This window comes from Paenisporosarcina cavernae (genome assembly GCF_003595195.1).
Taxonomy (GTDB): Bacteria; Bacillota; Bacilli; order Bacillales_A; family Planococcaceae; genus Paenisporosarcina; species Paenisporosarcina cavernae.
The window spans coordinates 536,257-560,723 of record NZ_CP032418.1 but is presented as its reverse complement, the minus strand read 5'-3'; the positions used below and the strand labels follow the sequence as shown (position 1 = coordinate 560,723).

18 protein-coding genes are annotated in these 24,467 nt (G+C 41.7%); 8 read left to right on the top strand and 10 right to left on the bottom strand.

Going from position 1 to position 24,467, the window contains the following annotated elements; all coding sequences use genetic code 11:
* The 3 genes from D3873_RS02910 to D3873_RS02895 all read left to right on the top strand — a co-directional run bounded on the left by D3873_RS02910 (position 1) and on the right by D3873_RS02895 (position 6,386).
* The gene (locus tag D3873_RS02910; protein WP_119882614.1) at positions 1-1,995 is read left to right on the top strand and encodes a sensor domain-containing protein; all 1,995 of its coding nucleotides are present in this window, start codon (positions 1-3) and stop codon (positions 1,993-1,995) included.
* Positions 1,996-2,561: 566 nt separating this feature from the next.
* Positions 2,562-4,766 carry a flagellar assembly protein A gene (locus tag D3873_RS02900; RefSeq protein WP_119882612.1) on the top strand — a complete coding sequence of 735 codons (2,205 nt, stop codon included), beginning with the start codon at positions 2,562-2,564 and terminating at the stop codon, positions 4,764-4,766.
* Between the two features lie 108 nt (positions 4,767-4,874).
* The gene (locus tag D3873_RS02895; RefSeq protein ID WP_119882611.1) at positions 4,875-6,386 is read left to right on the top strand and encodes a UDP-N-acetylmuramoyl-L-alanyl-D-glutamate--2,6-diaminopimelate ligase; all 1,512 of its coding nucleotides are present in this window, start codon (positions 4,875-4,877) and stop codon (positions 6,384-6,386) included.
* A gap of 46 nt (positions 6,387-6,432) precedes the next feature.
* On the opposite strand, the gene D3873_RS02890 is transcribed toward D3873_RS02895, so the two are convergent.
* The 3 genes from D3873_RS02890 to D3873_RS02880 form a co-directional block, all read right to left on the bottom strand.
* Entirely contained in the window at positions 6,433-6,810 is a 378-nt protein-coding gene (locus tag D3873_RS02890) for a DUF4440 domain-containing protein (protein WP_119882610.1), read from the bottom strand.
* A gap of 65 nt (positions 6,811-6,875) precedes the next feature.
* Positions 6,876-8,951, bottom strand: a complete 2,076-nt coding sequence (locus D3873_RS02885; protein ID WP_119882609.1) for a sensor domain-containing phosphodiesterase — start codon at positions 8,949-8,951, stop codon at positions 6,876-6,878.
* Between the two features lie 178 nt (positions 8,952-9,129).
* A complete protein-coding gene (locus D3873_RS02880; RefSeq protein ID WP_238473815.1) occupies positions 9,130-9,858 on the bottom strand; it encodes a gamma-glutamyl-gamma-aminobutyrate hydrolase family protein in 729 nt (242 codons plus the stop codon).
* Positions 9,859-10,108: 250 nt separating this feature from the next.
* Here D3873_RS02880 and D3873_RS02875 point away from each other — a divergent pair, with 250 nt between their 5' ends.
* The 4 genes from D3873_RS02875 (at position 10,109) to D3873_RS13330 (ending at position 13,959) form a co-directional block, all read left to right on the top strand.
* Positions 10,109-11,308, top strand: a complete 1,200-nt coding sequence (locus D3873_RS02875) for a tetratricopeptide repeat protein (protein WP_119882608.1) — start codon at positions 10,109-10,111, stop codon at positions 11,306-11,308.
* Positions 11,309-11,319: 11 nt separating this feature from the next.
* Positions 11,320-11,706 (top strand): hypothetical protein, encoded by a 387-nt coding sequence (locus D3873_RS02870; RefSeq protein ID WP_119882607.1) that lies wholly within the window; start codon positions 11,320-11,322, stop codon positions 11,704-11,706.
* Positions 11,707-11,813: 107 nt separating this feature from the next.
* Complete coding sequence (locus D3873_RS02865; RefSeq protein WP_119882606.1) at positions 11,814-13,124, top strand: copper resistance CopC/CopD family protein; 1,311 nt, start codon at positions 11,814-11,816, stop codon at positions 13,122-13,124.
* 58 nt (positions 13,125-13,182) lie between these two features.
* Positions 13,183-13,959 (top strand): collagen-like domain-containing protein, encoded by a 777-nt coding sequence (locus D3873_RS13330; protein ID WP_162920119.1) that lies wholly within the window; start codon positions 13,183-13,185, stop codon positions 13,957-13,959.
* A gap of 47 nt (positions 13,960-14,006) precedes the next feature.
* Here D3873_RS13330 and D3873_RS02855 read toward each other — a convergent pair whose 3' ends face one another.
* The 7 genes from D3873_RS02855 to D3873_RS02825 all read right to left on the bottom strand — a co-directional run bounded on the left by D3873_RS02855 (position 14,007) and on the right by D3873_RS02825 (position 23,835).
* Positions 14,007-15,527 carry a sensor domain-containing diguanylate cyclase gene (locus D3873_RS02855; protein ID WP_119882605.1) on the bottom strand — a complete coding sequence of 507 codons (1,521 nt, stop codon included), beginning with the start codon at positions 15,525-15,527 and terminating at the stop codon, positions 14,007-14,009.
* Between the two features lie 191 nt (positions 15,528-15,718).
* The gene (locus tag D3873_RS02850) at positions 15,719-17,455 is read right to left on the bottom strand and encodes a methyl-accepting chemotaxis protein (RefSeq protein ID WP_162920118.1); all 1,737 of its coding nucleotides are present in this window, start codon (positions 17,453-17,455) and stop codon (positions 15,719-15,721) included.
* Positions 17,456-17,561: 106 nt separating this feature from the next.
* On the bottom strand, positions 17,562-18,851 hold the full coding sequence (locus D3873_RS02845) for an HlyD family secretion protein (RefSeq protein WP_119882603.1): 1,290 nt from the start codon (positions 18,849-18,851) through the stop codon (positions 17,562-17,564).
* Entirely contained in the window at positions 18,844-19,536 is a 693-nt protein-coding gene (locus D3873_RS02840; protein WP_119882602.1) for a hypothetical protein, read from the bottom strand. Before D3873_RS02840 ends, D3873_RS02845 begins: the two co-directional genes overlap by 8 nt.
* Before the next feature lie 406 nt (positions 19,537-19,942).
* Positions 19,943-22,651 carry a DUF6359 domain-containing protein gene (locus D3873_RS02835; RefSeq protein ID WP_119882601.1) on the bottom strand — a complete coding sequence of 903 codons (2,709 nt, stop codon included), beginning with the start codon at positions 22,649-22,651 and terminating at the stop codon, positions 19,943-19,945.
* Positions 22,652-22,835: 184 nt separating this feature from the next.
* Complete coding sequence (locus D3873_RS02830) at positions 22,836-23,273, bottom strand: transcriptional regulator (protein WP_119882600.1); 438 nt, start codon at positions 23,271-23,273, stop codon at positions 22,836-22,838.
* 211 nt (positions 23,274-23,484) lie between these two features.
* A complete protein-coding gene (locus D3873_RS02825) occupies positions 23,485-23,835 on the bottom strand; it encodes a hypothetical protein (protein WP_119882599.1) in 351 nt (116 codons plus the stop codon).
* 205 nt (positions 23,836-24,040) lie between these two features.
* On the opposite strand from D3873_RS02825, the gene D3873_RS02820 reads away from it, so the two are divergent.
* The gene (locus D3873_RS02820) at positions 24,041-24,421 is read left to right on the top strand and encodes a helix-turn-helix domain-containing protein (protein WP_119882598.1); all 381 of its coding nucleotides are present in this window, start codon (positions 24,041-24,043) and stop codon (positions 24,419-24,421) included.
* Positions 24,422-24,467: the final 46 nt, after the last annotated feature.

Sequence of the window (24,467 nt, the reverse complement as noted above, 5' to 3'; positions counted from 1 at the left end):
ATGGGACCACTTGAGAAAGAGTCCGTTGGCATTTTGCAGTCACTGCCTGACATGGTGGCGGTGATCGATACTTCTGGTACGATTCTTTTTGTGAATGAAGCATGGGAACGGTTTCGTATCGAAAATGGTGGCGATGCGTCGAAAGCATCTGTCGGAGTGAATTATCTTCGAATGCTAGAAAAAAGTGATGCGGTGTATGAAGCAAATGGTATTCGAAGCGTCATAGAAGGAAGTATTTCAACATTCAATCTGGAGTATCCGTGTCACTCCCCCACCGAGCAGCGTTGGTATTTGATGACCGTGACGAAAATTGACGAACAGCTGTTGATGATTCGACATGAAAATGTGACAAAAGTGCTGGAAACGGAAAAATCGATGAATAGCGTGTTGGAATCGATGACGGACGCTTTTTTTGCACTAGACGACAATTGGTGTTTCGAGTATTTAAATAGTGCAGCTTATGACGTATTGGAACGAGAAAAAGGAACATTATTACATAAAAATGTGTGGGAGGAATTCCCCGAAGCGGTAGAGTCGCTCTTTTATTCTAATTATCAAAAGACGCTGCATCAACGCATTTCGACTTCCTTTGAGGAGTATTATGGACCGTTGGATACATGGTTTCAAGTCAACGCCTACCCTTCTACTGGTAGAGGAATTTCTGTTTACTTCCAAAATATAAACGAAAAAAAAATGTCGGAAGACCGGTTGAAAATGTTTGCGTATTACGATGATTTGACGGATTTGCCGAATCGTCGGTCCATTCATGAGATGGTTCGTAAGAAATTGGCCGAAGACCGAGCGTGTTCGCTTTTGTTCATCGATTTGGACGGCTTTAAGAATGTAAATGATGTGTATGGGCATGAAAAAGGCGATTTGGTGCTGCAGCGAGTTGGACAAAAGTTACAACAACATTTGTCCAGTGAGGCGTTTATTGCACGTCTCGGTGGCGATGAGTTTTTAATCGCGGTAAATGAGTCGGAGCGAAAAGCGTTGAGGCGGTTTGCGAATGAAGTGCTCGATTTGTTTCATCAACCGATTGTGCTCGATTCCCATTTTTCGTTTAGCGTGTCGGCTTCTATCGGAATCGGGATTTATCCGAATGACGGGAAGAATTTTGATGAGTTGATGAGTGCGACAGATACAGCGATGTATCAAGCGAAGCGAATGCGCGGGAATAGTTATGCTTTTTATCATCCGTCGATGAAGACGGAGATTGCCCGGAGGTTATTGATTGAACAAGAGCTTGGGGACGATTTGCGTGACCACGGGATTTACTTTGTGTTGCAGCCGCAGTGGGATACGGTAAAAGATGAACTTTATGGATTTGAAGTGTTGTCACGTTGGCGTCACCCGACGCTCGGTGAGATTTCGCCGTTGGAGTTTATCGGCATCGCGGAGGATACGGGGAATATTTTGAAGTTGACGCAGCATTTGTTCGCAGAGGTTTTTGCGCGGGTGTCGCGTTGGATTCGCCAGGACGGGTTTGATAAGAAGGTGGCGATTAATATTACACCGTATTTGTTGACGCAGAAGTCGTTTTTTGATGATTTGTTTGATTTGTTGGAGCGTTTTCGGATTCCGTCTTCGATGATTGAGTTAGAGGTAACCGAGGAGACGGAGATGGTGACATCTGAGATTACACTTGGGAATATTGTGCGGTGTCGGGATGCTGGTGTGAGTATAGCAATCGATGATTTTGGGACTGGGTTTTCGATGTTGTCGTATTTGAGTTATTTTCCGGTGGACCGGTTGAAGATTGATCGTTTTTTTATAGATCGAATTGGGAATGATCCGAAGAGTGAGGCGATTTTACGGTCGATTATTCATTTGGCGGAGAGTTTGAGTTGTGAGGTTGTGGCAGAGGGTGTGGAGACGGAGGAACAGGTTCAGTTTTTGAGGGAGAATGGGTGTGCGATTGTGCAGGGCTATTTGGTGGATCGTGCACTAGATGTGGATGAGTTTGAGAGACGGTTTGTGAAGAACGTACTGTGAATAGTTTGGTAAATCTTTATATGATTAAATAAATAAATCTTCGATTTATGTGATTTGATGAATAAGGATAAAGCCTGTAAATCTCCGATTTACGTTTCGATGGACGCTTTAAGGAAATGGACTTCCGCATGCCGAACTGCCGCAGGACGCGGCGTTATGTTCGGCCAAGGAAGCGCGGCTTCAGCCGCTTCCTTCGCGTTGCTCAGTCCAGGGTCTTCAGCTCGCTGTGTCGCTACGCGATTAAAGGCAAGGATGCCTCCATGCCGATGAGCGATAGGACGTCGCGATTTCATCGGCCTTCTCGGAGTTGCCATCTTCACTTCAATCAGATCTTAGTTTAAAAATGATACTCTTTACATTTGATCCTCAATGTTTAAGTAAAATGCATCTTATCACTCTGTACACTTCGACACACACCTTTGTAAAATGCATGAAACCCTATTCTCCATCTCTTCCCTACTTGTTGTGAGGAGATTTAAGAAAGTATTACATAGTTAGACAAACTATTGAGCATTTTAAATAAGAGAAAACGGTACGTATATATAATTAGATTGGAGGAGCGACGTATGGAGCCTTCTATTACGATTAAAGCAGATACGATTGAAGAAGCGACGCAGACGGCGTTGTCGATTCTTCAGGCGACGGTGGATCAAGTACGAATCGAGGTGCTTCATTCGCCAAAGAAGAATTTTCTTGGGATTGTGAAACAACAAGCGGAGGTGTCGGTGACGAAGTTAGGTAATTTAACTGCGACTCCGCTATCAACCGAATCTTCAACGAATATTTCGCCAAATCAACAAAGTGTGGCTGTTCAAGAAAGTGCTGTTTCAATAGATGAAATCACTTCCACGCCGCTTTCGAAAGCGTCAGCTGAACCAATGTCATCATCTATCGAAAAAGCCATTCCAACTGATATGGAGGATTTGGTGGATTTTTTCCTTGCAGAGGAAAATTCCGACGTATTTGCGACATATGATGAGGCGCCGACTCCGCAAGACACAAACGTTTCCACACAAATTACGGAGGATATGCCGTTTGGTGCGTGGGTGGAAAACCAAGTGTTATACATACATGAAGATGAGAAGAAGTACCCCGTTATTGCACCTGGCAAGAATGTCACGTTAAAAGTGAATGGCTTAAAGGTAACGGACCGGATTGCAGTTTCGAAAACGGATCGCATCGGAATTGATTATCAAGATGAAGTAACACCAAGTGAATTTTCGATTCAGTTAATGGCTCAAAATACGAGAGCCGTATTATTTGTTCGACCGGGCAAAATTGTTCATCGTACGCTTCAAGATCAGCCTGTTGCGAATTTCATCCAACTAGAAGTGGACGAAACGGTGGAATTTTTTAATGACTTGAAGCTAGATGATGTGTATGAAAAAGTTCAGCAGCTTGGTATTAAACAAGGGATTGACTATCATGCGATTGAACAAGCGATGGTACTAAAAGAGCCGGGTGAAGTGGTGATTGCGGAAGGAATTTCGCCGATTCAAGGAAAAGACGGCGAGTTGGATTGGTTAGTAGAAGAAGTCATCGAAACGGAAAAGGACGATACGGAAAAAGTCGATTTTCGTGAGGCAAATAAAATCGTCAATGTCGAAGAAGGCGAAATAATTGCGTCGAAAATTCCTGCGACTCCAGGGAAACCTGGGAAGGATTTGTTTGGAGAGCCGATTTTCCCAAAAGAAGTACAGGAAATTATTATTAAAACAGGTAAAAATACTACACTCAAGCACGATCGTGTCGTGGCTGTAGCTCCAGGTCGTCCTTCCATTGAATGGCGAGGTCGTTTAGTAAAAATCGATATTATTAAAGAATATCTTCATCAAGGGGACGTCGGAATTGATAGTGGACATATTCAGTTCCAGGGCGACGTTCGTGTACTTGGTAATGTGAACGATTCGATGAATGTGACGGCTTCTGGCCGTGTTAATGTGAAAGGCACCGTGACACGCGGGAACATTCAAGCAGGTCAATCGATGTATATCGGGGATAATGTGTTTTCCTCTACCCTTTCCGTTGGTCGAGAAAATTTTGTTATTTCCGAACTAGTCATGCTTCTTCGCGAAATTTTAGGGTATACGGATAATATGCAAGTGGCACTTCACCAGTTGCTCGTGGTGCGAGGATTACAGCCAACTGAGTTAACGAGTCGTGAGCTGAACCATTTACTTCGTTTATTATTTGAAAAAAAATACACAAATTTCCGCGATATTGTTATGCGTTTTGTGAATAAAGTTCGTATGCACATTTCCGTATTGTCTGAAGAATGGACGAACCTCGCGGATAGCTTGTATGAATCGTTTATTGTCGTGTCGAGTAATCCACTCGAGTCTATGGCAGCATATGAAGCATTAAACGACGACATTCGTGCGACATACGAAAGTCACCGTATTCCGCCGGAGCCAAAAGCGTTTTTAACCGTGCCGTATGCGATTAATAGCACACTTTATTGTAGCGGGAATATTAACGTCACTGGCCATGGTGTGTACCACTCCGTTTTGAAAGCTGGAAACGATGTATCCGTTCAAGGCGTTTGTCGTGGCGGTGAAATTCGCGCTGGTCGTAACGTCACGCTTGATGAAGTTGGGTCCGAAGTTGGAGTGAAAACGGTTATTTCTGTTCCAGCTGATGGTATTATTCGCATCGATTACGCACATCCTAACACGAATATTTTGATTGGCAATCGCCAACATTCATTCGCAAGTGGTGCAAGCCGTATCATCGCAAAACTGAACGCAGACGGGAATCTCGAGCTCCATTAGCACATTCCCTGCTGGGTACATACGCGCATTTTGTCGAATTACGCTATTTTTCACTTCTCTCAGATGGTAAACTAAAGGCACAACATAGAAGTAGAAAAGGAGTCGCACATGAACGTCAACTGGACAACAATTCCAAACTTTCACGTCCTCCATACATATGGGCCTGAGGTGCAAGAGACCGCGCGAATCGTATATGACTCCCGCGACGTCACCCACCAAGCAGCTTTCTTCTGCATTATTGGAGAAGAAACGGACGGACATCTTTATATAGAAGACGCCATCACTCGCGGTGCAACGACCATCGTCGGCTCTAACCAAGCCGCCATGGAACCGTTTATCTCGCAACATCCGCACGTGACGTTTGTGTTGGTGAATGAAACCCGTCTTGCCCTGGCCATCGTTGCTGCCCATTTTTACGATCACCCTGCGAGAAGTCTGAAGACGATCGGCGTTACAGGGACAAATGGCAAAACCACTGTCGCTACGTACGTCAAAAACTTGCTCGATTTAGTCGGCGTTCCGTGTGGTTTAATCGGAACGAACGGAATCTTTTCCTCGCAAGAGGAAATGGAGATGCGTAAAAGCACCCCTACTACACCGATGCAATCTGATATGCAGTATATTTTTCGTGAACTAGTAAGGCTTGGTGATCAAGCTGCTTCAATGGAAGTATCGTCTATTGCGCTCGATCAACACCGAGTAGGTGCGTTTACATTTGACGTCGCGATTCACACGAATATTTCCGAAGAGCATATGGAATACCACGGGACATTTGAACACTATCTTCAGTCGAAATTGAAACTTTTTAAGCAAGCAAAACATGTCGTCGTGAACTTAGACGATGACGGAATGAGTAAGGAAATTTTGGATGTCATCGCTGTTCCATCCCTTACGTATTCCATGGATCTTGCGAAAGGTGCAGATTTAACGTGGACAAGTGTTTCATTAACCGACAATGGACTTGCCTTTGACCTGCATTACAATGGCATTGTCTATCCTGTTGAAGCACCGATTTTTGGAAATTTCAATGCAGGAAACTTAGTAAGCGCGATTGCAACGCTGTTACATCTTGGGATTGACATCCATGTGATTCTCGGTGTTTTAGAGAACATGTCCCAAGTTTCGGGGCGTTTCCAAGTAATTAACGGACCAGAAGACCGAAAAATCATCATCGATTACGCCCACACACCGGTCGCGTTAGCATCGATCATGAAGGAAATCCGGAAATTACCCCACGAAAAATTCATCGCAATGGTTTGCGGTATCGGTATTCGCGATTTCGGCAAAATGCCTAAAATGGCAAAAGCTGCAGAAGGACTTGCCGATGAAATCGTCGTATCGGTCGATCACCCAGGTCACAATGACCCTTGGGACGTAGTGGATGCTGTAATGGCCGGGTTTAGTGAACCTGCCCTGCAACCTGTTTACGGTACACCAAGTCGTAAAGACGGCGTGCTAAAAGCGCTTGAACTGAGCGAACCAGGGGATATTATCTTGCTGTCGAGTGGATGCATCAACGGCTGCCAAATTGTGCGCGGCGAATACATCCCGCACTCTGACGAAGAAATTATCGAAACATACTTTAAAAACAACACAACCCCGTCTTCCGCTAGTTTATAAGCGGAAACGGGGTTTTTTATGTGATAACCTTAATTATTCTGGTTTTCTATCGTTCTAATTCAATATATTCCCTCTTTAATTTCCATTCGAATTCTTCGAATTCCCAGATTAGCATGCATTGAGCTGCAAACTTTCGGTCACCAATGACGCCGAATTCTCTTCCCACAACAATTGCTTCGTTGCCATTCTTTCGATAGGTGATAGAATTCGTATGAAATTTCTTCTCTACATCATTCATTTGTTGAAGAACAGTCCCTAAGTCGTAATCGTAGTAATAGGGTGTAGGATTATTAATATCGGAATTTGCCCAATAGCCCACAAAATTTTTCGACATGAAGGATCTAATACTATCAGCGTCTTTATTCACAAGCGCATTATTCCAAGTAGTAAAGTAATCGCTCAATACTACCTCCAACTTTTCCATGATATTACCCCGTTTCCTTTCTCACCTGTTCTGTGTTCAAAAATCATGTTAATCATTCCATTTATTTAATTTGTCGTTTTCGTACCCATCCATTCTTCCACTTCTTCACTTGGCATTGGGCGTGCGTAGTAATACCCTTGTATCGTTTTGCAACCGATGGATCGCAGCAAGTTAAGCTGTTCGATTGTTTCGACTCCTTCCGCTATTACGCGTAGGTTGAGAAGTTTCGCAAGATCAATGATTGTCTTGACGATACCTAAGCTTTTGTCGTTTTCTTCAATTTCGCGGATGAATCGACGGTCAATTTTGATTTCGTCGATCGGAAAGTGTTGCAAGTAGACGAAGGCTGAGAATCCGGTTCCAAAGTCATCAATGCTAATTAAAAAGCCTAATTCACGTAATTCAATAATCCTTTTTTGGGCTGCTAAGTAGTCTCCCATTGCGACATTTTCAGTTATTTCAATGATGAGCTGCTCAGGCATAATATCATACGTTTCTAAGCACATTTCCAAAAATGGCACGAGTTTTTCGTGTAAGAAATGGCGTGGCGACACATTGATGGACAATGTCATTGAAGTTTGACCGCTTTTTTTCCATTTTGCAAGTTGAGTAAACGCTTGGCGAATGACCCATTCTCCAATCGGAAGGATTAAACCTGTAGATTCTGCATGGGAAATAAATTCCACAGGTGCAATGAGTCCTTTCTCCGGATGATTCCAACGGATGAGTGCCTCGAATCCTTCTATCTTGTTTCGTATACAATCCATTTGCGGCTGTAAATATAATCGAAACTCGTTCATGTCGAGTCCTTTTCGCAGATTTATTTCCGTATGTAAGGTGGTTTCACTTATTTCGCGCATGTACGGATTAAAAAAGGATGAGATACTACGAGATCCAATTTTTTTGCCGTAGCTTAACGCGATTTGCGCGCTCTGCAAGCATTCCTCTGGCGTGCTGCCGTGCTCTGGAAAGATGGACATTCCGTAGCTATAGGTGATGTACACTTCTTCTCCTTTTATATGTAGCGGTTTTTTTAAATCTACTAATTTTGTTTCATAGTCGGAGACTTCATTTCCATTCAAATAAAGAATAAAGTGATCCATCCCAATTCGAGCGACGCAATTGGGATCAGGAAACTTCGTTTGTAGACGTTCCGAAATTTCTTTTAACACTGATTCGCCTCCATCAAAACCGAGCACTTCCTGAATGGTCGAAAATTGGTCGATATTTAAGTAAAGAAATTTGCCCGCGTTAAACTCACCTAAATCACGCGTGACTTGATCAACGAATGCATGCTGATTCGGCAAACCGGTCAGTTGATCGACGAATGCGAGTTCTTGAATACGCGTTTCTGCTTCTAGTCGATGAAGTCGCTCATACAAAAACGCGACCATGTCTGCCAAAGTTCCCACTAAAGTTTGATCGAGCTCTGTCCATGTCCGTTTTCGAACAGATTCGCAACACAACACTCCACCTATCCCGTCACTCATCATGATCGGTGCATCCAACATCGATTGAATGCCACCCATCATTTCAAAATAGACTGGATATAATTCGCTCACTCGCGCATCAGTTGATACATCATGCACGGCGATTGCACGCGCATTTTGAAAAGCATCGAAGTATGTCGGATACAGCACTTTGTGTAACTCTTCCCCGTAAACGTGGGAATGAAAACGTGCATCAAAGATGTTCTGCGCGATGAGTTTTTTCTGACAATCATCAAATAACCAAATACCCACGCGATCGACATCGATCAATTGTGCAATTGTTTCGCATATATTTTCAATCGTGTCAGAAAGCGATTCGCTCGTAATTTCACGAGATTTTGCCAATTCGAAAATTTTCATTTGTTGATCGCGCATTGTGGATTCGATATCAAAAAGCGATTTCAAAGCAAGCTCTTCGAGTGCAGCCAAAACAGCGAAATTATTCCCACTCGGAGTACTTCCGATTGTGACTTCATAAGAATCGCCATCAATGATCATCTGGAAAGGAGTGTAGTGAGGATTGGCAGATTTTTGCCATAGGAGGGTCGTGTCTTGTTTTGACAGTTTGGAGAGAACGGAAATGCGGTCGAGTAGTGGGCTAAGCTGTTTTCGTTGAATGTCCATATGTATTATCGCAATCGTTTGGCCCATTAACTCGTCCTCCAATAGAACTATTATGATGACATAAATATACCATGAAAACTAAATTTTGACACAATTATTTTGGATTTTATTAGGTAAATTTTTTGGATTTTTATTCCAATTAAAAACGAATTAATTGTTTACTAATAAAAAAGCTTGGGAATATTTTTCCCAAGCCACTAGATGATTATTTCTGATCACGATTTTTTCGTTCGATTGCCGCTTCAATGTAGCGACTAAAGACACGTTTGGAATTCTCTTCTCCATCTACCGCAAACTCTTCTGGGTGCCACTGAAAACCATGCACAAACGAATGCGATTTGCTTTCTACCGCTTCTACAATCCCGTCTGTTGCATGTGCAACCACTTCTAAGTCTTTGCCGATTTTATTTAATGCTTGGTGATGGAACGAATTCACACGGAACTCTTCCTCCTGCAGCATGTTGTAAAGGTTACTATCCTTGTGTACATGCACTGTATGCGAACGGTGAGTTCGTTCTGCGATTTGTAAATGTAGATGAGACATTTCTTTTCTCTGTGTATGGATATGTTGGTATAGTGATCCACCTTGAACAATGTTCAACATATGCATCCCACGACAAACCCCAATATATGGTTTGTCTTTTTTCAGCATTAATTCGACTAAATTATATTCCAGTTCATCCAGTTTTGGCACAATCTTCCCTAAGTTCACGTGCGGATCTTCTTTATAATAACCAGGGTCGATATCTTCCCCACCTGTCACAAAAAGTCCGTCTAACAAATCGGATAAATCATCTAAATCTTCGTTTGGCACCAACGGAATTAAAAATGGAATTCCTCCCGCTTCAACAATTGCCTTTGCATATACAGGGGGTAAAAAATAACTCCCGTTTTCTAAAACCTCTGATGTGATACCAATAAGTGGCTTCACCATATTATTCGCCTTCTTTTCTATGTTTAGAGTCTTGAAAGTATACCCGAAATTTTCGTTCTAAAAACTCTGGTTGTTTTTATAGCGAAATAGAGAATATTTTGTAAAAAAGGGCATTCTTTTGACTCATTTTATGCGACTAAAGAGGAATTTTAAAAAATTTTAAGAATATTTAATTTAGTTATATAGCTAAATATATCCAGATTAGATATCATAAGAAAGGAAGATATTTTATTAACGAATGAGGTGCCTTATGTCGAGAAGATTTGGACCAGTCAGATCTTATGTAAATGGTCGAGAAGGAGCCACATTGATCAAAAATGAGCTTGCGAAAGAAATCGATTATGATTTGTTAGATAACCCTGCTCAGATTGAATTAGACAAATTTAAAGAAATCATCAGTGGCATCGTAGACCGAAAAAAAATGCTAGACCAGTATGTACACATCGTAGAGTTTCACCAAAGTAAATTTTTGGAGAAACAGAAAATTGAATTTGATATTCAGAAAATCCGGTTTTTTGTCGTAAATGGTGATTTTGAAAATGCTGTTCAATTAATTGATAAACACAAAGATACGTATAGACAGTATTCGACAGAGACACAGTATTTTTGGTTTAAACATCTCGGGAATTACTATTACTCTCAAGGGAAATATCCGGATGCATTAGATTGTTATTTAGAAGCCGATAAGAACTATGCATATTCACTTCCTCCACTAGAAGAAGGTGATATTTGTTATGTCATTTCAATGGCAGCTAATCACTGTTGGGAACCTGACCTAAGTCTTAAGTATGCATACCGAGCTCTTGAAATCTATCAACGTGAATTTATACCAAGGCGCATTGCAGAATGCCATGTGAATCTTGGAATTACACAATTAAAATTACGAAATTTCAAAACTGCCATCGATCATAATTTAACTGCGCAAAAAACGGGTGCGGAAACAAATTCTCCACATCTCAAATTCGCGACAGAATACAACTGTGGTTATATTTACTTTCAGTTCCAAAATTATGAGAAATCGATTGAGCATATTATGAATTCTTTAAAAGCGACACCAGATGAATACGCGATAAGTAAATTAAAAAGCATTATTACATTAATCAAAGCGTATTTAGAATTAAATGATATGCAGTCGGTGTTTAAGTGGATGTACAATGCAAACAATCTCATCTCTGATGTTGAGATTGATAAGAATACCCACCGCGATACATACGAGGCATATATAGAGCTAAAGATCCTTGAAAATTATTCAAAAAAAGATTTTGAAGCATACGAGAACTTATTCTTTAGTGACTTGATGCCAATTATGATTGAAGGAAATCATCTTTATGAATTAGGTTATTATTATAACCATATCGGTCAGTTTTATGTGTCTCAAGAGCGATTCGAAGAAGCTTCGAAAATGCTGTTAGAGTCATCTAAATATATTAAACAGCTACTAACTTTATAGGAGGAACAATATTGAAAAAAAAGATTGTACTAAGTGCTATTCTGCTAGGTTCATTTGTTTCCGTTAGTTTCGCTTCGACTGCACCGAAAGAGGTAGCGATGGATGCGATGTATCCACCACCTTGGTCTATTAAACAAACGAATGTTGCGATGGACGCAATGTATCCGCCACCTTGGTCTGTTAAACAAACTAATGTCGCGATGGACGCAATGTATCCACCGCCGTGGTCAATCAAACAAACGAATGTTGCGATGGACGCAATGTACCCACCTCCGTGGTCGATTAAAAAATCAACTGTTGCGATGGACGCAATGTATCCACCACCTTGGTCGATTAAAAAATCAACTGTTGCGATGGACGCAATGTATCCACCACCATGGTCAATCAAATTAACTTAACTCATCTAACCCACTCTTTTCGAGTGGGTTTTTTATATTGTCATACTCGTTGTAAACTTTTTGTTGAAATTGGTCGTATACTAGATAGATAGATTGGAGTTGAGGGTATGCGAGTTGTTTCGATTATTTTTGCATTTATAGGGATGTTTTTTCTACCATTAACAACGTTTGCTCATACGTCGCTTGAGAGAACGATTCCAGAGGCTGGGAGTGTGGTCGATGTTTCTCCATCGACTATTGAGCTTCGTTTTTCTGATCCGCTTGATGCGGGTGTTTTTGAAGTGAGGTTGTCGGATTCAACTGGTGCAGCAATTCCTGTTGCTTCCACTACTGTTTCTGATGATGCGTATACGCTCATTTTGACTCCGGAGAATACGCTAGAGCACGATGTGAAGGTGACGTATTCTGTAGTGTCAAAGGATGGACATCCTGTTGCAGGGGATTATTCGTTTACGGTGACTCCTCCCCCTGTTGTCGCTCCTGAGCCCGAGCCGGATACTTCAGATGACCCCGTCGTTGATGAGTCAGAGACTGATGCGAGTACAAGCGATGGTAAGATGGATGATTCGGCAAATAAAGAGCCTAGAGATGTTCCTTTGACGGTTAATACGCATTCGAATCATGCGGCGATTGATCATAATGTAAAACCGCTGAGTGCTGTTGCGAAAGGTATATTTCTTGGATTTCTCTTACTTGTCATTGGTTTAACTATTTGGAGACATACTGGAGTTCCAGTTCGGTATTATGGAGGATTTTTATTCGCACTTCTTGTTTCGATGGTGGTATTTCTACTTACCCAAGTGTTTCATTTCCTAGAAGTGTTTGAGAATTCGTATTGGAATAATTTCCTCTTTGATACGCAGCTCGGACGAGTCTATTTTGGAATGATTCTCCTGATTATTTTAGGGTTGTACTTACTTGGTCGAAATAAGTGGGTCGATTATGGATGGATTTTCATCATGATTGTATTAAAAAGTATTAATTCGCATGCCTCGAGTTCGGAATTTCCATTTTTATCGATAGCCCTTAACAGCATTCACTTAGTCGCTGCTGGGTTATGGGTGGCAGGTATTTACTTATTGTTTATGCTATGGAAAGATTCCATAAAAATGTCGTTTATGAAGCAATTTTCTCGCGTGGCATTTTGGAGTTTAGTTATCATGGCGTTTACCGGAACGATCTATACAGCTGTGCTTACGAATGATTTTGTAGCACTTTTAACAAGTGCTTGGGGATATTGGCTAATTTTCAAATTACAGCTCGTAATCGGTGTTGTAATTGTAGCATCGTTTATTCGTCAAAAAATGAAAGATGACCCAGCTTTTCAAACGCGTGGATTACTCATTTCCGACGCTGTACTTGCCCTCCTCATTTTACTTGTTGTAGGCGTTTTGACGTTAAGTTCTACAGCAGTGTGACATTTTCACCATCCCTCCTTTTTAACCGTGAATAGGTTAGTCAAGAGGGGGTGATAAAATGGGAAATTGCCGTTGCAACCGTTGTTTGTTTTTACAACGGTTGAATGAAGGTAGAGAGGAAATACATGAGACGGTAGAACAAGTCGAGACGGACGATACGGAGGAAGTTGTTCGAAGCCTAAATATTCTGCGAGGACCAAGAGGTTGCCCAGGACCAAGGGGACCTATGGGGCTTCAAGGTCTTTCGGGACATCCTGGACCACCAGGACCACCAGGACCTCCAGGATTACCGGGAGTTCCTGGTGAACAAGGTCCTCCGGGTGATACGGGCGAACAGGGTCCTCCGGGTGAACCTGGCGAACAAGGTCCTCCGGGTGAACCTGGGGAACAAGGTCCTCCAGGTGAGCAAGGGCCAGCAGGTGGACTTGCGGAATATGGCTATATTTACAATGTTGGCGAACAAGAATTAGATCAAGAGGAAACGATTTCTTTTGATCACAATGGTATTTTAACGTCGAACATTCAACATACGGTTGGTAGTGACGAGATTAAACTCGTTCTCGGTGGAGATTATGAAATTCTGTTTCAAGTTTCTGGACAGCAGCCGGCACAGTTTACGTTGTTCGCGAATGATGTGGCGATTGCGGGTACGACGTATGGATCGAATTCGGGTAACACGCAGACGGATGGTCTTTGCATTGTGCGACTTGCAGCAAATACTATTTTGACAATTAAAAATCACACATCTACACCTGCGAAGGTGGATTTAGTAACGCTAGCTGGTGGAACGCAAACAAGCGTGAATGCAGCGATTACTATTAAAAAGTTGTCTTAACAAACACAAAAGCCATGGATCAAGGAGTTTTCCTGTTCCATGGCTATTTATGTGGAAATCATTTCGCCTTCTTTTTGAAAGTAAGCGTATTGATTTTTTCCTTGTCGTTTCGCTTGATACATAGCCATGTCGGCCTGTTCGATCAGTTCTTCGTAGTCATCACCATTTTCAGGATATTGGCTGATCCCAATAGACGGTGTAACAGTGAGTTGGTACCCATCGATTTCGATTGTTTCGTTTAAAACTTGGTAAAGCTTTTTCAAAAATCGTTCCATATCCGATTTCGTGCGGTTCTTCAGTAAGATGACAAATTCATCTCCTCCGATTCGAGCGACGATACCTAATTCTTTATCGACGACGGTTTTAATTTTGAAAGAAATGGTTTTTAGCAATGTATCGCCAATTCGGTGTCCATACGAATCATTTACTGCTTTGAAGCCATCTAAATCCATGAATAGGACATGCATGTTTGCGGCTGTTTTCAAGTATTTCGGAAATTCTCTTTCGATGTTTGCTCGGTTTGGCAGACCCGTTAATGCGTCGTATAGCGCTAAGTTTTGAATTTCTTCATGTTTCATCTCTAAAGTGTAGAGTAATCGATTGATCGAACGCTCGAGCAGGAAGATTTCATCTTTTGCTCCGTGGCTATGTGGAATTGCTTTCGTTTTGAGTTTGTTCTGTTGAATGTTGTTTACATGGGTCGAGAGCTTTGTCACTCGGGAAACGATGTAGCGATTCATGAAGAAGAAAATCGCTGCTGTGTAGACTAATACTAACACCCCAAATAAGATGAATAATACGTTTACATTGCTTTTCTTTTCTAAGTAGTACAATCGTTCACGTGCTATTTCGAGTGCTGTATAGGTGTTACGTTCACTTTGCGGAATAAAGACTGTACCAATCAGTTCTCGTTCATTTTTCTGAATAAATGTGTTTTCCAATGGTTTGTTGCTCGTTTGTATGTTGGAACCGACAATATCAACGGACAAGTTTTGTTCAAGCCCGGACAGATAATGGTCATCGAGTAATCTCCCAAGGATCATGACTCCTACATCGTCACCTTTGCCATTACTCTTTTTAATGGGACTCATTTGAAGCATGTAAAGTCCTTTTGATGTGCGGATATACGAGAGAGAATTGTCCGCGTTTTCTATTTCTCGAATAAGTTCGTTTGCATATTTCGGTGTAACGGAGTAGGCATCTTCTACATCACTGTACTGGTATCTACCTGCAACTAATTCATTGTTTTCGTTCAGCATAAGCACTAAATTTATTTGGTTATTTTCCATTGTATCACCAGTAAAATACTCGTTCATAAATAGAGGGTTTTTGTCTAGCATATACAAATACGCATCGTCTCGAACACCTAAATCGACTGTTTGTCGTTTTAATAAATCCAAGTCGTTTTCAAGTGTTCGGTTTAACCGATTGACATCTCGTTCTAAGGCAATCTGATCTAATTCGTTTGCGTCTTCTAAATAATAGGGTTTGAAAATGAGTAAAAATAAGGCGAAAAATGCAAGTGAACAAAACGCTACGATCGCAAATGACTGTACCTGCAACCTCATTTAAATTCCCCCTATCACGTAAAATGGCATGCTGTAAAATTATACCTTATATAGTTCAAATAATCTATAAATTTAGTGATAGTTTTTATTATTCGGATAATTTGACAAATTTCTATTTAAAATGGCAATTATTTTAGTATGCTGCTCTTTTTCACCAAATAAAAACAGGAAGCGAATGCTTCCTGCAGATGTTAGTTAAATTTATTGATCGCTGATTCTAATTCTCTCGAAGAAGTTCGTAAGTTTTCCATTGTTCGTTCGAGTGAATCGACCGTCTCGACTTGTTTGTCTGCAGAGCTTGCAACGTCTTTTGTTGCGTGTACGGATTCATCTACTAAGCTTTGGATGACTTCCGTGGAGGCGAGTAATTCCTCTGAACTTGCGGACAATTGTTCCGTTACTGCGGAGACATCTTGCACTTCGTCGTTTACGAGCTTCACGACTTCTTTAACGGATGCCAAAGAGGACGTAATTCCTTCCACAGACTCCGTTCCCTGTTTCATCCGTTCCGCACTTGATTGAACTTCGGTTAATGCTTGAACCGTTAAGTTCTTGAAGGAAAGAATGTGCGTTGATACTTTCTCTGCCGAAGCACGAGATTGTTCTGCGAGTTTCTTCACTTCATTCGCCACAACCGCAAATCCTTTACCTGATTCACCTGCGCGAGCAGCTTCGATGGATGCGTTAAGCGCGAGCAAATTGGTTTGATCGGTGATATCCGAGATGACGTCGATGGTTTCTTCAATGGCTTTGTAGCCGTTTGAGAGTCGGTTGATAAATTCTTCGGTCGAGAGAACAGATTGTTCGACTTCTCGAATTTGTCGCAAGACGTCTGATGCTTTGTTGGCACTTTGTTCGACGAGATTTGTCATTTCGTTTGATGATCCCGCGACGTTGGTGGAACTGTCAGCGATGCGCTGGATGCCAATTGTCATTTCTTCCATTGCCTGAACGGCTTCATCATTTGTGGCTTTTTGATGCTCAGAGCCTTTTGCGATTTGATAGATATTGTCGGTGATTTGGCCGTTAGATGTACGTACGGTTGCGATAATGGTATCGAGCTGCCCCGCTTCGTCCACTAGCAGGGCGGTTGTTTGTTTCGTTTTGGTTAATAACCGATCGAGTTGTTCCGTTGCTTCTAAGAAACTTTGGGTGAAGCGTGGAATTTCGTCTTGCCCTTTCACTTGGATCGAGCGAGCAATTTCTGCGGCATTTCGTATGTTGCCTTGCGCCATTTGAGTCGCTGCTTCTGTTAACTTTGTGACCGGTGCTAGACGAGCGGTGATGTACCAGTAAAGAAGCGCGAGCATGAGTGCCATGAAGAAAACGAGCGAAATCAGCACAATTGGCAATGTTTTTTTCATCACCGTGGACTCAATTGCAGCTACATTGTCTGCTGCGACGTCCACTCCTAGAATTCCGACGACGTCGTTGTTGCTGTTATAAATTGGCGCAAACGCAGATAAGTAATTGCCGTATTCAGGGTCTTCAACGATGGATGTACTGTTCGTGTCACCGTTTTGCACGACGGATACGTCTTCATATGTCGTTGCAGTGGTTGGTGAGTTAAGCTCTGCCGCCATGTCGTCACCTTCAGGCATCCCGTCGACAATGATCAGAACGTCTTTGTCATCGGTGGCTACTGTGTATACATAAGTAGACCCGGATTGCTCCCGAAGGTCATTTAGCTGATTTCGTAGTTCCCAATAGTCGTTATTCTCGGATGGATTTTGCATAAATTGTTCGTATGCGTCTCCGTCAATTTGTTTGGAGAATGCTTCTGCGAGTTTGACGGACTCGGAACGAATGGATTGTTCCACAGATGCTTTTGTTTGGAAATAAAGAAAGCCAGTAAAGACGACTAGCGCTAGTAAGACAGCCATTGATAGGAAAAAGAGGATTTTAGAACTTAACTTTTGCAACTTCAACGTCGTAACCTCCATAGTATGTAATATCATTTATATCGTCGGATTTTGTCGGAAATGAATAGAAAAAAACCGCAACTAGAAATTCCCATTCTAGGTGCGGTTTCGTTTAGAAAAATAGATAATGTAGATATGTTTTCCAGTGTGTGTGTTTCACGCTATTCCAGCTAGGTGAATCCACTGGCATTGGGTAGAATACGCGTGGCGCATATTGATAGCGATCGATAACGGGTGCTTGTATGATGGTCGCTCTACCTTCTAGTCCGTCTGTTAAGACCGAACGTGTTGGTGTATCAAATGCAATTGTAACAGGTACTTTTTCTGCGTATCCGTGTTCGTTTACACGTTGCGCGGTAGCTTCGTTCTCGAAACGATGTATTAACCAGTGTTGACGAACCGATACAGCGTTCGATGCTTCATTCACCAAAACAACTGCATTGGATTCTAATCCGTAAGGTACTGTATCGAGTGGCGTCAGTGGCTGCACGCGCACTTCGTAATAGTGAAGGGGATTTGTTTCTTCCTTCGGATCCAGCTTTTTGTAGGCTTTTAGCCAAGCTGTATCCGCCGCAGGCACTTGCGCTACAGAAATAACGGTCCCTTCTATCGGATCATCTACACCGTCCACTTGAATCCACACGCGATTGTCTGGCGTGATGGTTTTCCATTGGTCTTCTGTCGCATACGTAAGGATGATGCGCTCTTTTGCGAATAAATCGACGGCAATTTTCCCGCCTTCTTCTCTGATTTCCGAAATAACTCCGTCAACAGGACTCAGAATGGCTTCCGCTCCTGTTTGAGCGAGTTGTGCGTCGATAATTTGCAAACGACGTTCCGCTTCTGCAAGCTTTGTTCGTGTTTCGGCGATTGCCCCTGCATATGCGCCTTCTTGGTCGACATCAACATTGACGTTCACATTCACACCAACATTTGTTTTTTCAGCTCCAGGAGTGGTAACATTCGAATTTTCATTGCCATACGTCGTGTTATCCGACGATTGACGCGCAGCTTCAAGCGAGTTGACGGTGCTATTTAAATCTGTTATTTCTCGTTCAGTTGCTTGCTTCTCGGCTTCCCAAATCGCTCGTTGGTCATCTGCTGAGGTTCGATTGATGGTTGCGATTTCCGCTCCAACTGTGACTGGGTCTCCTTCTTTTAGAAGCCATTGTTCAACGGTGTCTTCATTTGCAACATAGACCGTCGATACGGAAAATGGTGCTACTAACGATTCTTTTGGAATTTGTTCGTTGTAGTCGCCTACTGTCACTTTTTCGTATTCATGTACATAAAACGTTTTGGCAATGGTGCTTTTATCGCTAAATAGTAAAATCGCATTCGTTGCTAGAAATGATGCAATCGCAACTGTGAACCCGATGGTGACAAGCGTCTGCTTATTCATTTCCAGCACCTCCTTCCACTAACTGGCTGTACCAATTCTCGAGTGGAAGATAGCCAAACGCTGCAACGAGTAACGCCATTACTAAGTGGATGCCAATTAAAATGAGTAAGATCATTCTAGGATGAATGTCCGAAAATGCTCGAATAAAGCGATATTGTATCGCAATAATAACTGCAGTAAAAATCGACAATTGATTGAAGAAAAATACCCAAAACGCGGATCCTAAAAAAGTAGCTGCAAGTGGACCAAACGATAAAAATGACACGGGCGCAGTCATACCTAAGAAGACAAATACCGCAAAAATAATACCTTTTTCAACTAATAAAAGTGCTGTAACAAATAGCTGTAAAACCAGCAATTGTCTAAAAGGAATGGATGAAATTTTATGTAGAATAAACGCTACTCCGTAAAAATGGAATGCCAAATAGATGGCTGCCCATAAAATAATACCTACGAGGGAGACGAGACGTGCAATCGTATAGCCGTCATATCCTAATACGGTATACACACCTGTGAGGTTTTCTGTATTCATTCCCCAAAGTTCGCGCGCGATGTAGTAAAGAAAGCCGAGTAACCCGACCAGCCACACGCGTTTATAAAATCCTCGCATCTGCTTCTCTTGTAAATCGAGATGAAGCGAAGACTGGTTTCCTAAGTAATGCCAAAAGCGAAAATCAAAAATCATGGTAGTAATTCCCTTTCTTGTCGGACAATAGTATCTTCTACCATTCTATCACACTATCTCTGTCGAGTAGCAGTACGAACGGACGAGTTTGGCGAAATTTGCGGTAAGGGATCGATTCTAGAGTGTATACGATAGATTCTCGGGGGTAAACGATCGATTCTCGAGTTTAGGCGATCGATTCTCCACGGCAAACGATTGATTCTCACGGGTGGACGATCGATTCTCCACGGCAAACGATTGATTCTCACGGGTGGACGATCGATTCTCAGGCGCAGGCGATCGATTCTCCGAGACAGACGATCAATTCTCGGGCGTAGGTGATCGATTCTCCGTAAAACGATATTCTTTCTTTTCAAATAAAATACGCACTCTAGCAAGTTACTAGAGTGCGCACATACGATCGAGATTATTTTGTTTTCACGATGGTCATTGCTTCCGTGTTTTTCACTTGGAATGTCCATCGTACATTTTTGCTTGTTACTGGCGCGTTTTTCCAGTTTCCGCGCTCGTCCAAGTAAAATGTTTTGACGTGTTTTGCGTCAATTGCTTCTTCGAATTCATAGACGAAGGAAACTGGTTTTGTCCAGTTGATCGATACGTCTTCTCCTGCTTCATCTTCCACAGAGAAGGCAAACGGATCTACTAATGCTTTTCCTTTATCGTAGTGTTCGTCTGCTGTTTGATCCAATGTGAATGTAATGTCTCCATCTACTGCCGCATCGATTTTTGCTAATTGCGACGAATCGAATGTCGCTTCGAATGCACCATAGTCGACGATGACATCTTTGCCAGAGTCTACAAAGTTGGCAAATGTAGTTTCACTTAACTCAACACGCGTTTCTTCGAACAATTCTTCTTCAGGAATGGAGATGGTAATATCGTCTTGTGTAATCTCGATATCCATTTCATCTTCTTCCACAATTCCATCTGCTGGTTTTGTTAATAGCGTTTGGATTAAGACAGGATCATGGTCGGATGCACGTCCGTGCTCTTCCATGAACGTGGAGTTCATATGAACCATGTCGATTTCCGTACGATCTGCTAGATTGTTTGATACTAAAATATGGTCTAGCACTTGCGCATTTCCTTGGTAAACATACGAGAAACGGTCTTCAAGTGGTGCTTTTTCGACCATGTTTGTTAACGTATTTCCTTTTAGTGCCGCTAGTGCTGGTGTGAATTCGTAGTCATTCATATCTCCAGCGACGATGACGTTTAAGCCTTCATCTTGTTCGATGCCGCTTGCGATAAAGTTTTGGATCATGGTTGCTAATTCAATTCGTTCTGCTTCCGATCCTAAAAACGGAGGTTGCGTCTTGCCAAATAGCGATTGATCGCCTGATTTTGAATTCAAATGATTCGCAATGACAACTACTTTTTCTCCTTGGAATAAAAATTCAGCCGCAAGTGATTTCCGTGTATTCGGGAAGTTCGCAGGTTCAATTCTCCCTGGATTTAATGTTAGTGAGCCATTTTCAAACGCCACCGCTTCTGTTGCCGTTCCTTTAACGCCTTCTGCTAAGGATACACGCTCTGGATTATAGAGGAATCCAACGCGAATGTTTCCACCCGGTTGTCCACCGTCTTCTTTATCTTCAGGCGCAATATCTGTGAAAGCATACGAAGGTCCACCTGCTGCCTCAATTGCTGCAACTAAACGTTCGTAGCTTTCTGTTGCGTCCACTGTCCCATCATCCGTCGGTCCGTTGTTATCTTGGACTTCTACTAATGACACAATGTCTGGCGAGTGAAGATTGTGTACGAATGATTCTGCAATCAGCGCCACTTTCTCATCCGACGTATTTTTTTCATTCGCAGAAAAATTTTCGACATTGTACGATGCAACAGATAATTTCGCATCATCTTTGACTAAATCTGTCACATCACGAGTTGCTCCACCATCAATGACAGCAGGCACATTGCCACCCGTGTGAATTTGATAATTACCAAATCCATAACTTACTGCTCCTACTACCATCCCTTCAAAGCGATCTCCCGCTTTTGAAACAAAATTAGAACTTGTTTCAACTGTGATTCGTTCTGGATTAAAATCATCTTCGAAAATATTGATTGCACCTTTTTCATTGAAAAACGTATCTGTCCCATTTGGCACGACGAATACTTCGCCATATTTTTGAGGAGAAACGATTTGCGGGCTATCGATCCCTACTAGCATCCCTTCTAACGCTTCATAGAAGTCAATACCATCTTCCTGTGGATCAAATTCGCCAAAGTTATCATTATCGATTACTTTCGTTGGCGGCATAAGTCCATCTTCCCCAATAATTACTGGAGCAGGAACTTCTGCTGTGTTAATCTTCGTTACTTTCCCGTATTGGGCATTGATTTCTGTCATGCTTAAATCGGTTTGTAATTTGTCAGAATAACCTTCAAGTACCCATTCTTTTACCGTACCTTCTACTAGAACGACATCTCCCACACGCAAATTGTGTGCAGGCTTATATAATAGTGCAGCTTCCGACGTTTTTGCATTGTTATCTGGGAATAAATCCTGGATGAATACATTCCGGTCGTCTTCTACAAACGAAACAACACCTACAACTCCGGTTACTGTTTTGTTTGCGTAAGGAGAAATATGCCCTTCTCCTTGGATATCATGAATCCCAATTTCACGAACTGTAGCCGGATCAATTGGTTCAAATGGAGGTTCTCCCCCACCAGATCCATCTGCAAATGTCATCGCTGTAGGTGATTTCAGACCAGGATGCGTGTAGTATGCTTCAAGCGATCCAGTTACCGTGATTTTCTTTCCTATATTATCTGGATTTGACTGCAAGCCGAATTGCGCGCGAAATGATGATGGTAATTGGACATACAACATTTTCGTTGTATCCGTTTCGCTTGCATCGTCCGCAATGGCGACATTTGTATCTGCCGTGTAATTTCCATCTTGTTTCACATTATTTGTACTCGTAACTTGTCCAACAATATATCCTTGAACTGTCGCCGTACCATCATTATTCGCAATAGCCTCTGCTACTGTAAGTTCACCTTCTGCATTTGCCTGAAACGGCAACGCCATCGAAAGTACTAAAAGTAACACTGCGAAAACGATAAATCCTTTTCTTCCAACCAATTGTCCTTGAATTGTCATGAGGGGAACCCTCTCCTTTCGGAATATAAGGTCGTACTTATTAAGTGTAAATATTCTGAAAGTCGAAAAGAAGGAACGCATTACCTCTTTTTTGTCACAAAAAAGTCATACAAAAACACCTAATCACATTTAGTGGATTAGGTGTTTTTATGTGGTTGAATTATCCAATTCTAGGTCCTCCATCTTAATTTACTAAACGGTTAAATAGGTTTTCGTCCCGGTTCATGAGTGCATAATCGATCATTCTTTCTCGATTCTCATGTTCTAGAGCTACGATTGCTTCGTCAGCCACCGCCAAAATATCGCTCAAAGGCTCTTCTTCTGGTTGCACCGAACCGTGTTGCAAGATCGTTTGTAAATGTACATGAATGTCTGAGACTAATAATAGTTGGTAGAGTGGTAAACGAATGAAGCGGTTACCTTTTTGGAAAACAAAGACGTCCGATAGATTTTCCACTTGATACGTTGCTAGATTCACAATAATTTCTTTTCCTTCCACTGGAATAAAATGAAATAATTCCTCATCTTTCTTTATAGAAAAATATTGGTATGCGAACACCAACTTCATTTTAGTACCTTCTTGCTGAGAATAAAATGGCTTCATTAACTGAACATGTAACATAAATCTCCCCTCCTTATTTACCAGAATATTCTGATTACTAGTAGTTTATCATACTTTACCCCTTTTCGTGTAGGTGTAATCGGTAAATATTTAGCGGAATGTGTTGGAAAGATAGATAAATAGTGTCAAATGTTTCAGATTCCGTTTCTATAGAAGAAAGAAAAGTCTACACGTGACGTAGATGATCAATCGATGTGTAGACTTCGTGTGTTTATTTCTTTGTTTTTGCTGGCCGTTCGGAATAATAGCCTTGATAATTCCCATTAAAGTGAAACGTCATTTCGTTTCGCAATTGAACAAATTCTGCCGCCACGGCAGCTGTAAATGGATCATGCAGTTCAAATTCACAATACTCTTCTTGAAAATTAATAATCACATTGTGAAATGTGCGTTGATCAATTCGAACTTCTTTTATCACCGAGATATTGGTTTGTGTCGTTGCAGTTGGTTTTAAAGTAAGTACATTTTCTTGCGGGCGCGATATCGCCATTTTCCGTGTGCCGTCTGCCAGAACCCTCTCTGTCCTTTTTAATCCTGGCAAGTTCATTTTATATCGCTTCAAACATCTATCCCCTTTATAGTCTTTTTACCCATAAGAAGTTATCCATTTGTTAGTCGTTGGTTACATATTCCTATTATATATTTTTCCATGAGTGTGTAAATAGCGAATTTATTTCTTGTTTGGAAATTTATTTTCCATAAAGGAAATTTCACTCCATTTTATATCTAGATTTTGTATGGTTAGGTGGAAATGGGGTGGATGAAAGTTGTTACATGAGATTATGAAAGAGTATCGTTTACGTGCTGGGCTTTCGAATAAAGAAGCAGCTGCCTTACTTCTTATAGAACCCCCTGCTTTATCGAAATATGAAAGTGGACTGTTGAATTTATCCATTTCGCAATTCGCTTCCATGTGTTATTTATATCAAATTCCTCGTCGAGAAGTGGCAAACATAATTTTACAAACGGCACATCCTGGTGTTGTGCAGTACTCTTTAGCGAACGAAGGGTCTGAATCGTACGCTGTTTCACACAATCGATTCCTGGAATTATTGGAGACTCTGACGAGTATTTATACAACTGCTAACGAACGAGATAAACAAACAATCGAGTTATTATTAACAAGTTATATTCAAGCCTATAAATAATGCTTTCCTTTCACTTACTTTACGCGTGCGAAACGCTTATAATGAA

Coding starts and splice junctions, on each gene's coding strand:
- D3873_RS02910 (WP_119882614.1), top strand. CDS start 1: ATGGGACCACTTGAGAAAGAGTCCGTTGGCATTTTGCAGTCACTGCCT.
- D3873_RS02900 (WP_119882612.1), top strand. CDS start 2,562: ATGGAGCCTTCTATTACGATTAAAGCAGATACGATTGAAGAAGCGACG.
- D3873_RS02895 (WP_119882611.1), top strand. CDS start 4,875: ATGAACGTCAACTGGACAACAATTCCAAACTTTCACGTCCTCCATACA.
- D3873_RS02890 (WP_119882610.1), bottom strand. CDS start 6,810: ATGGAAAAGTTGGAGGTAGTATTGAGCGATTACTTTACTACTTGGAAT.
- D3873_RS02885 (WP_119882609.1), bottom strand. CDS start 8,951: ATGGGCCAAACGATTGCGATAATACATATGGACATTCAACGAAAACAG.
- D3873_RS02880 (WP_238473815.1), bottom strand. CDS start 9,858: ATGGTGAAGCCACTTATTGGTATCACATCAGAGGTTTTAGAAAACGGG.
- D3873_RS02875 (WP_119882608.1), top strand. CDS start 10,109: ATGTCGAGAAGATTTGGACCAGTCAGATCTTATGTAAATGGTCGAGAA.
- D3873_RS02865 (WP_119882606.1), top strand. CDS start 11,814: ATGCGAGTTGTTTCGATTATTTTTGCATTTATAGGGATGTTTTTTCTA.
- D3873_RS13330 (WP_162920119.1), top strand. CDS start 13,183: ATGGGAAATTGCCGTTGCAACCGTTGTTTGTTTTTACAACGGTTGAAT.
- D3873_RS02855 (WP_119882605.1), bottom strand. CDS start 15,527: ATGAGGTTGCAGGTACAGTCATTTGCGATCGTAGCGTTTTGTTCACTT.
- D3873_RS02845 (WP_119882603.1), bottom strand. CDS start 18,851: ATGAATAAGCAGACGCTTGTCACCATCGGGTTCACAGTTGCGATTGCA.
- D3873_RS02840 (WP_119882602.1), bottom strand. CDS start 19,536: ATGATTTTTGATTTTCGCTTTTGGCATTACTTAGGAAACCAGTCTTCG.
- D3873_RS02835 (WP_119882601.1), bottom strand. CDS start 22,651: ATGACAATTCAAGGACAATTGGTTGGAAGAAAAGGATTTATCGTTTTC.
- D3873_RS02830 (WP_119882600.1), bottom strand. CDS start 23,273: ATGTTACATGTTCAGTTAATGAAGCCATTTTATTCTCAGCAAGAAGGT.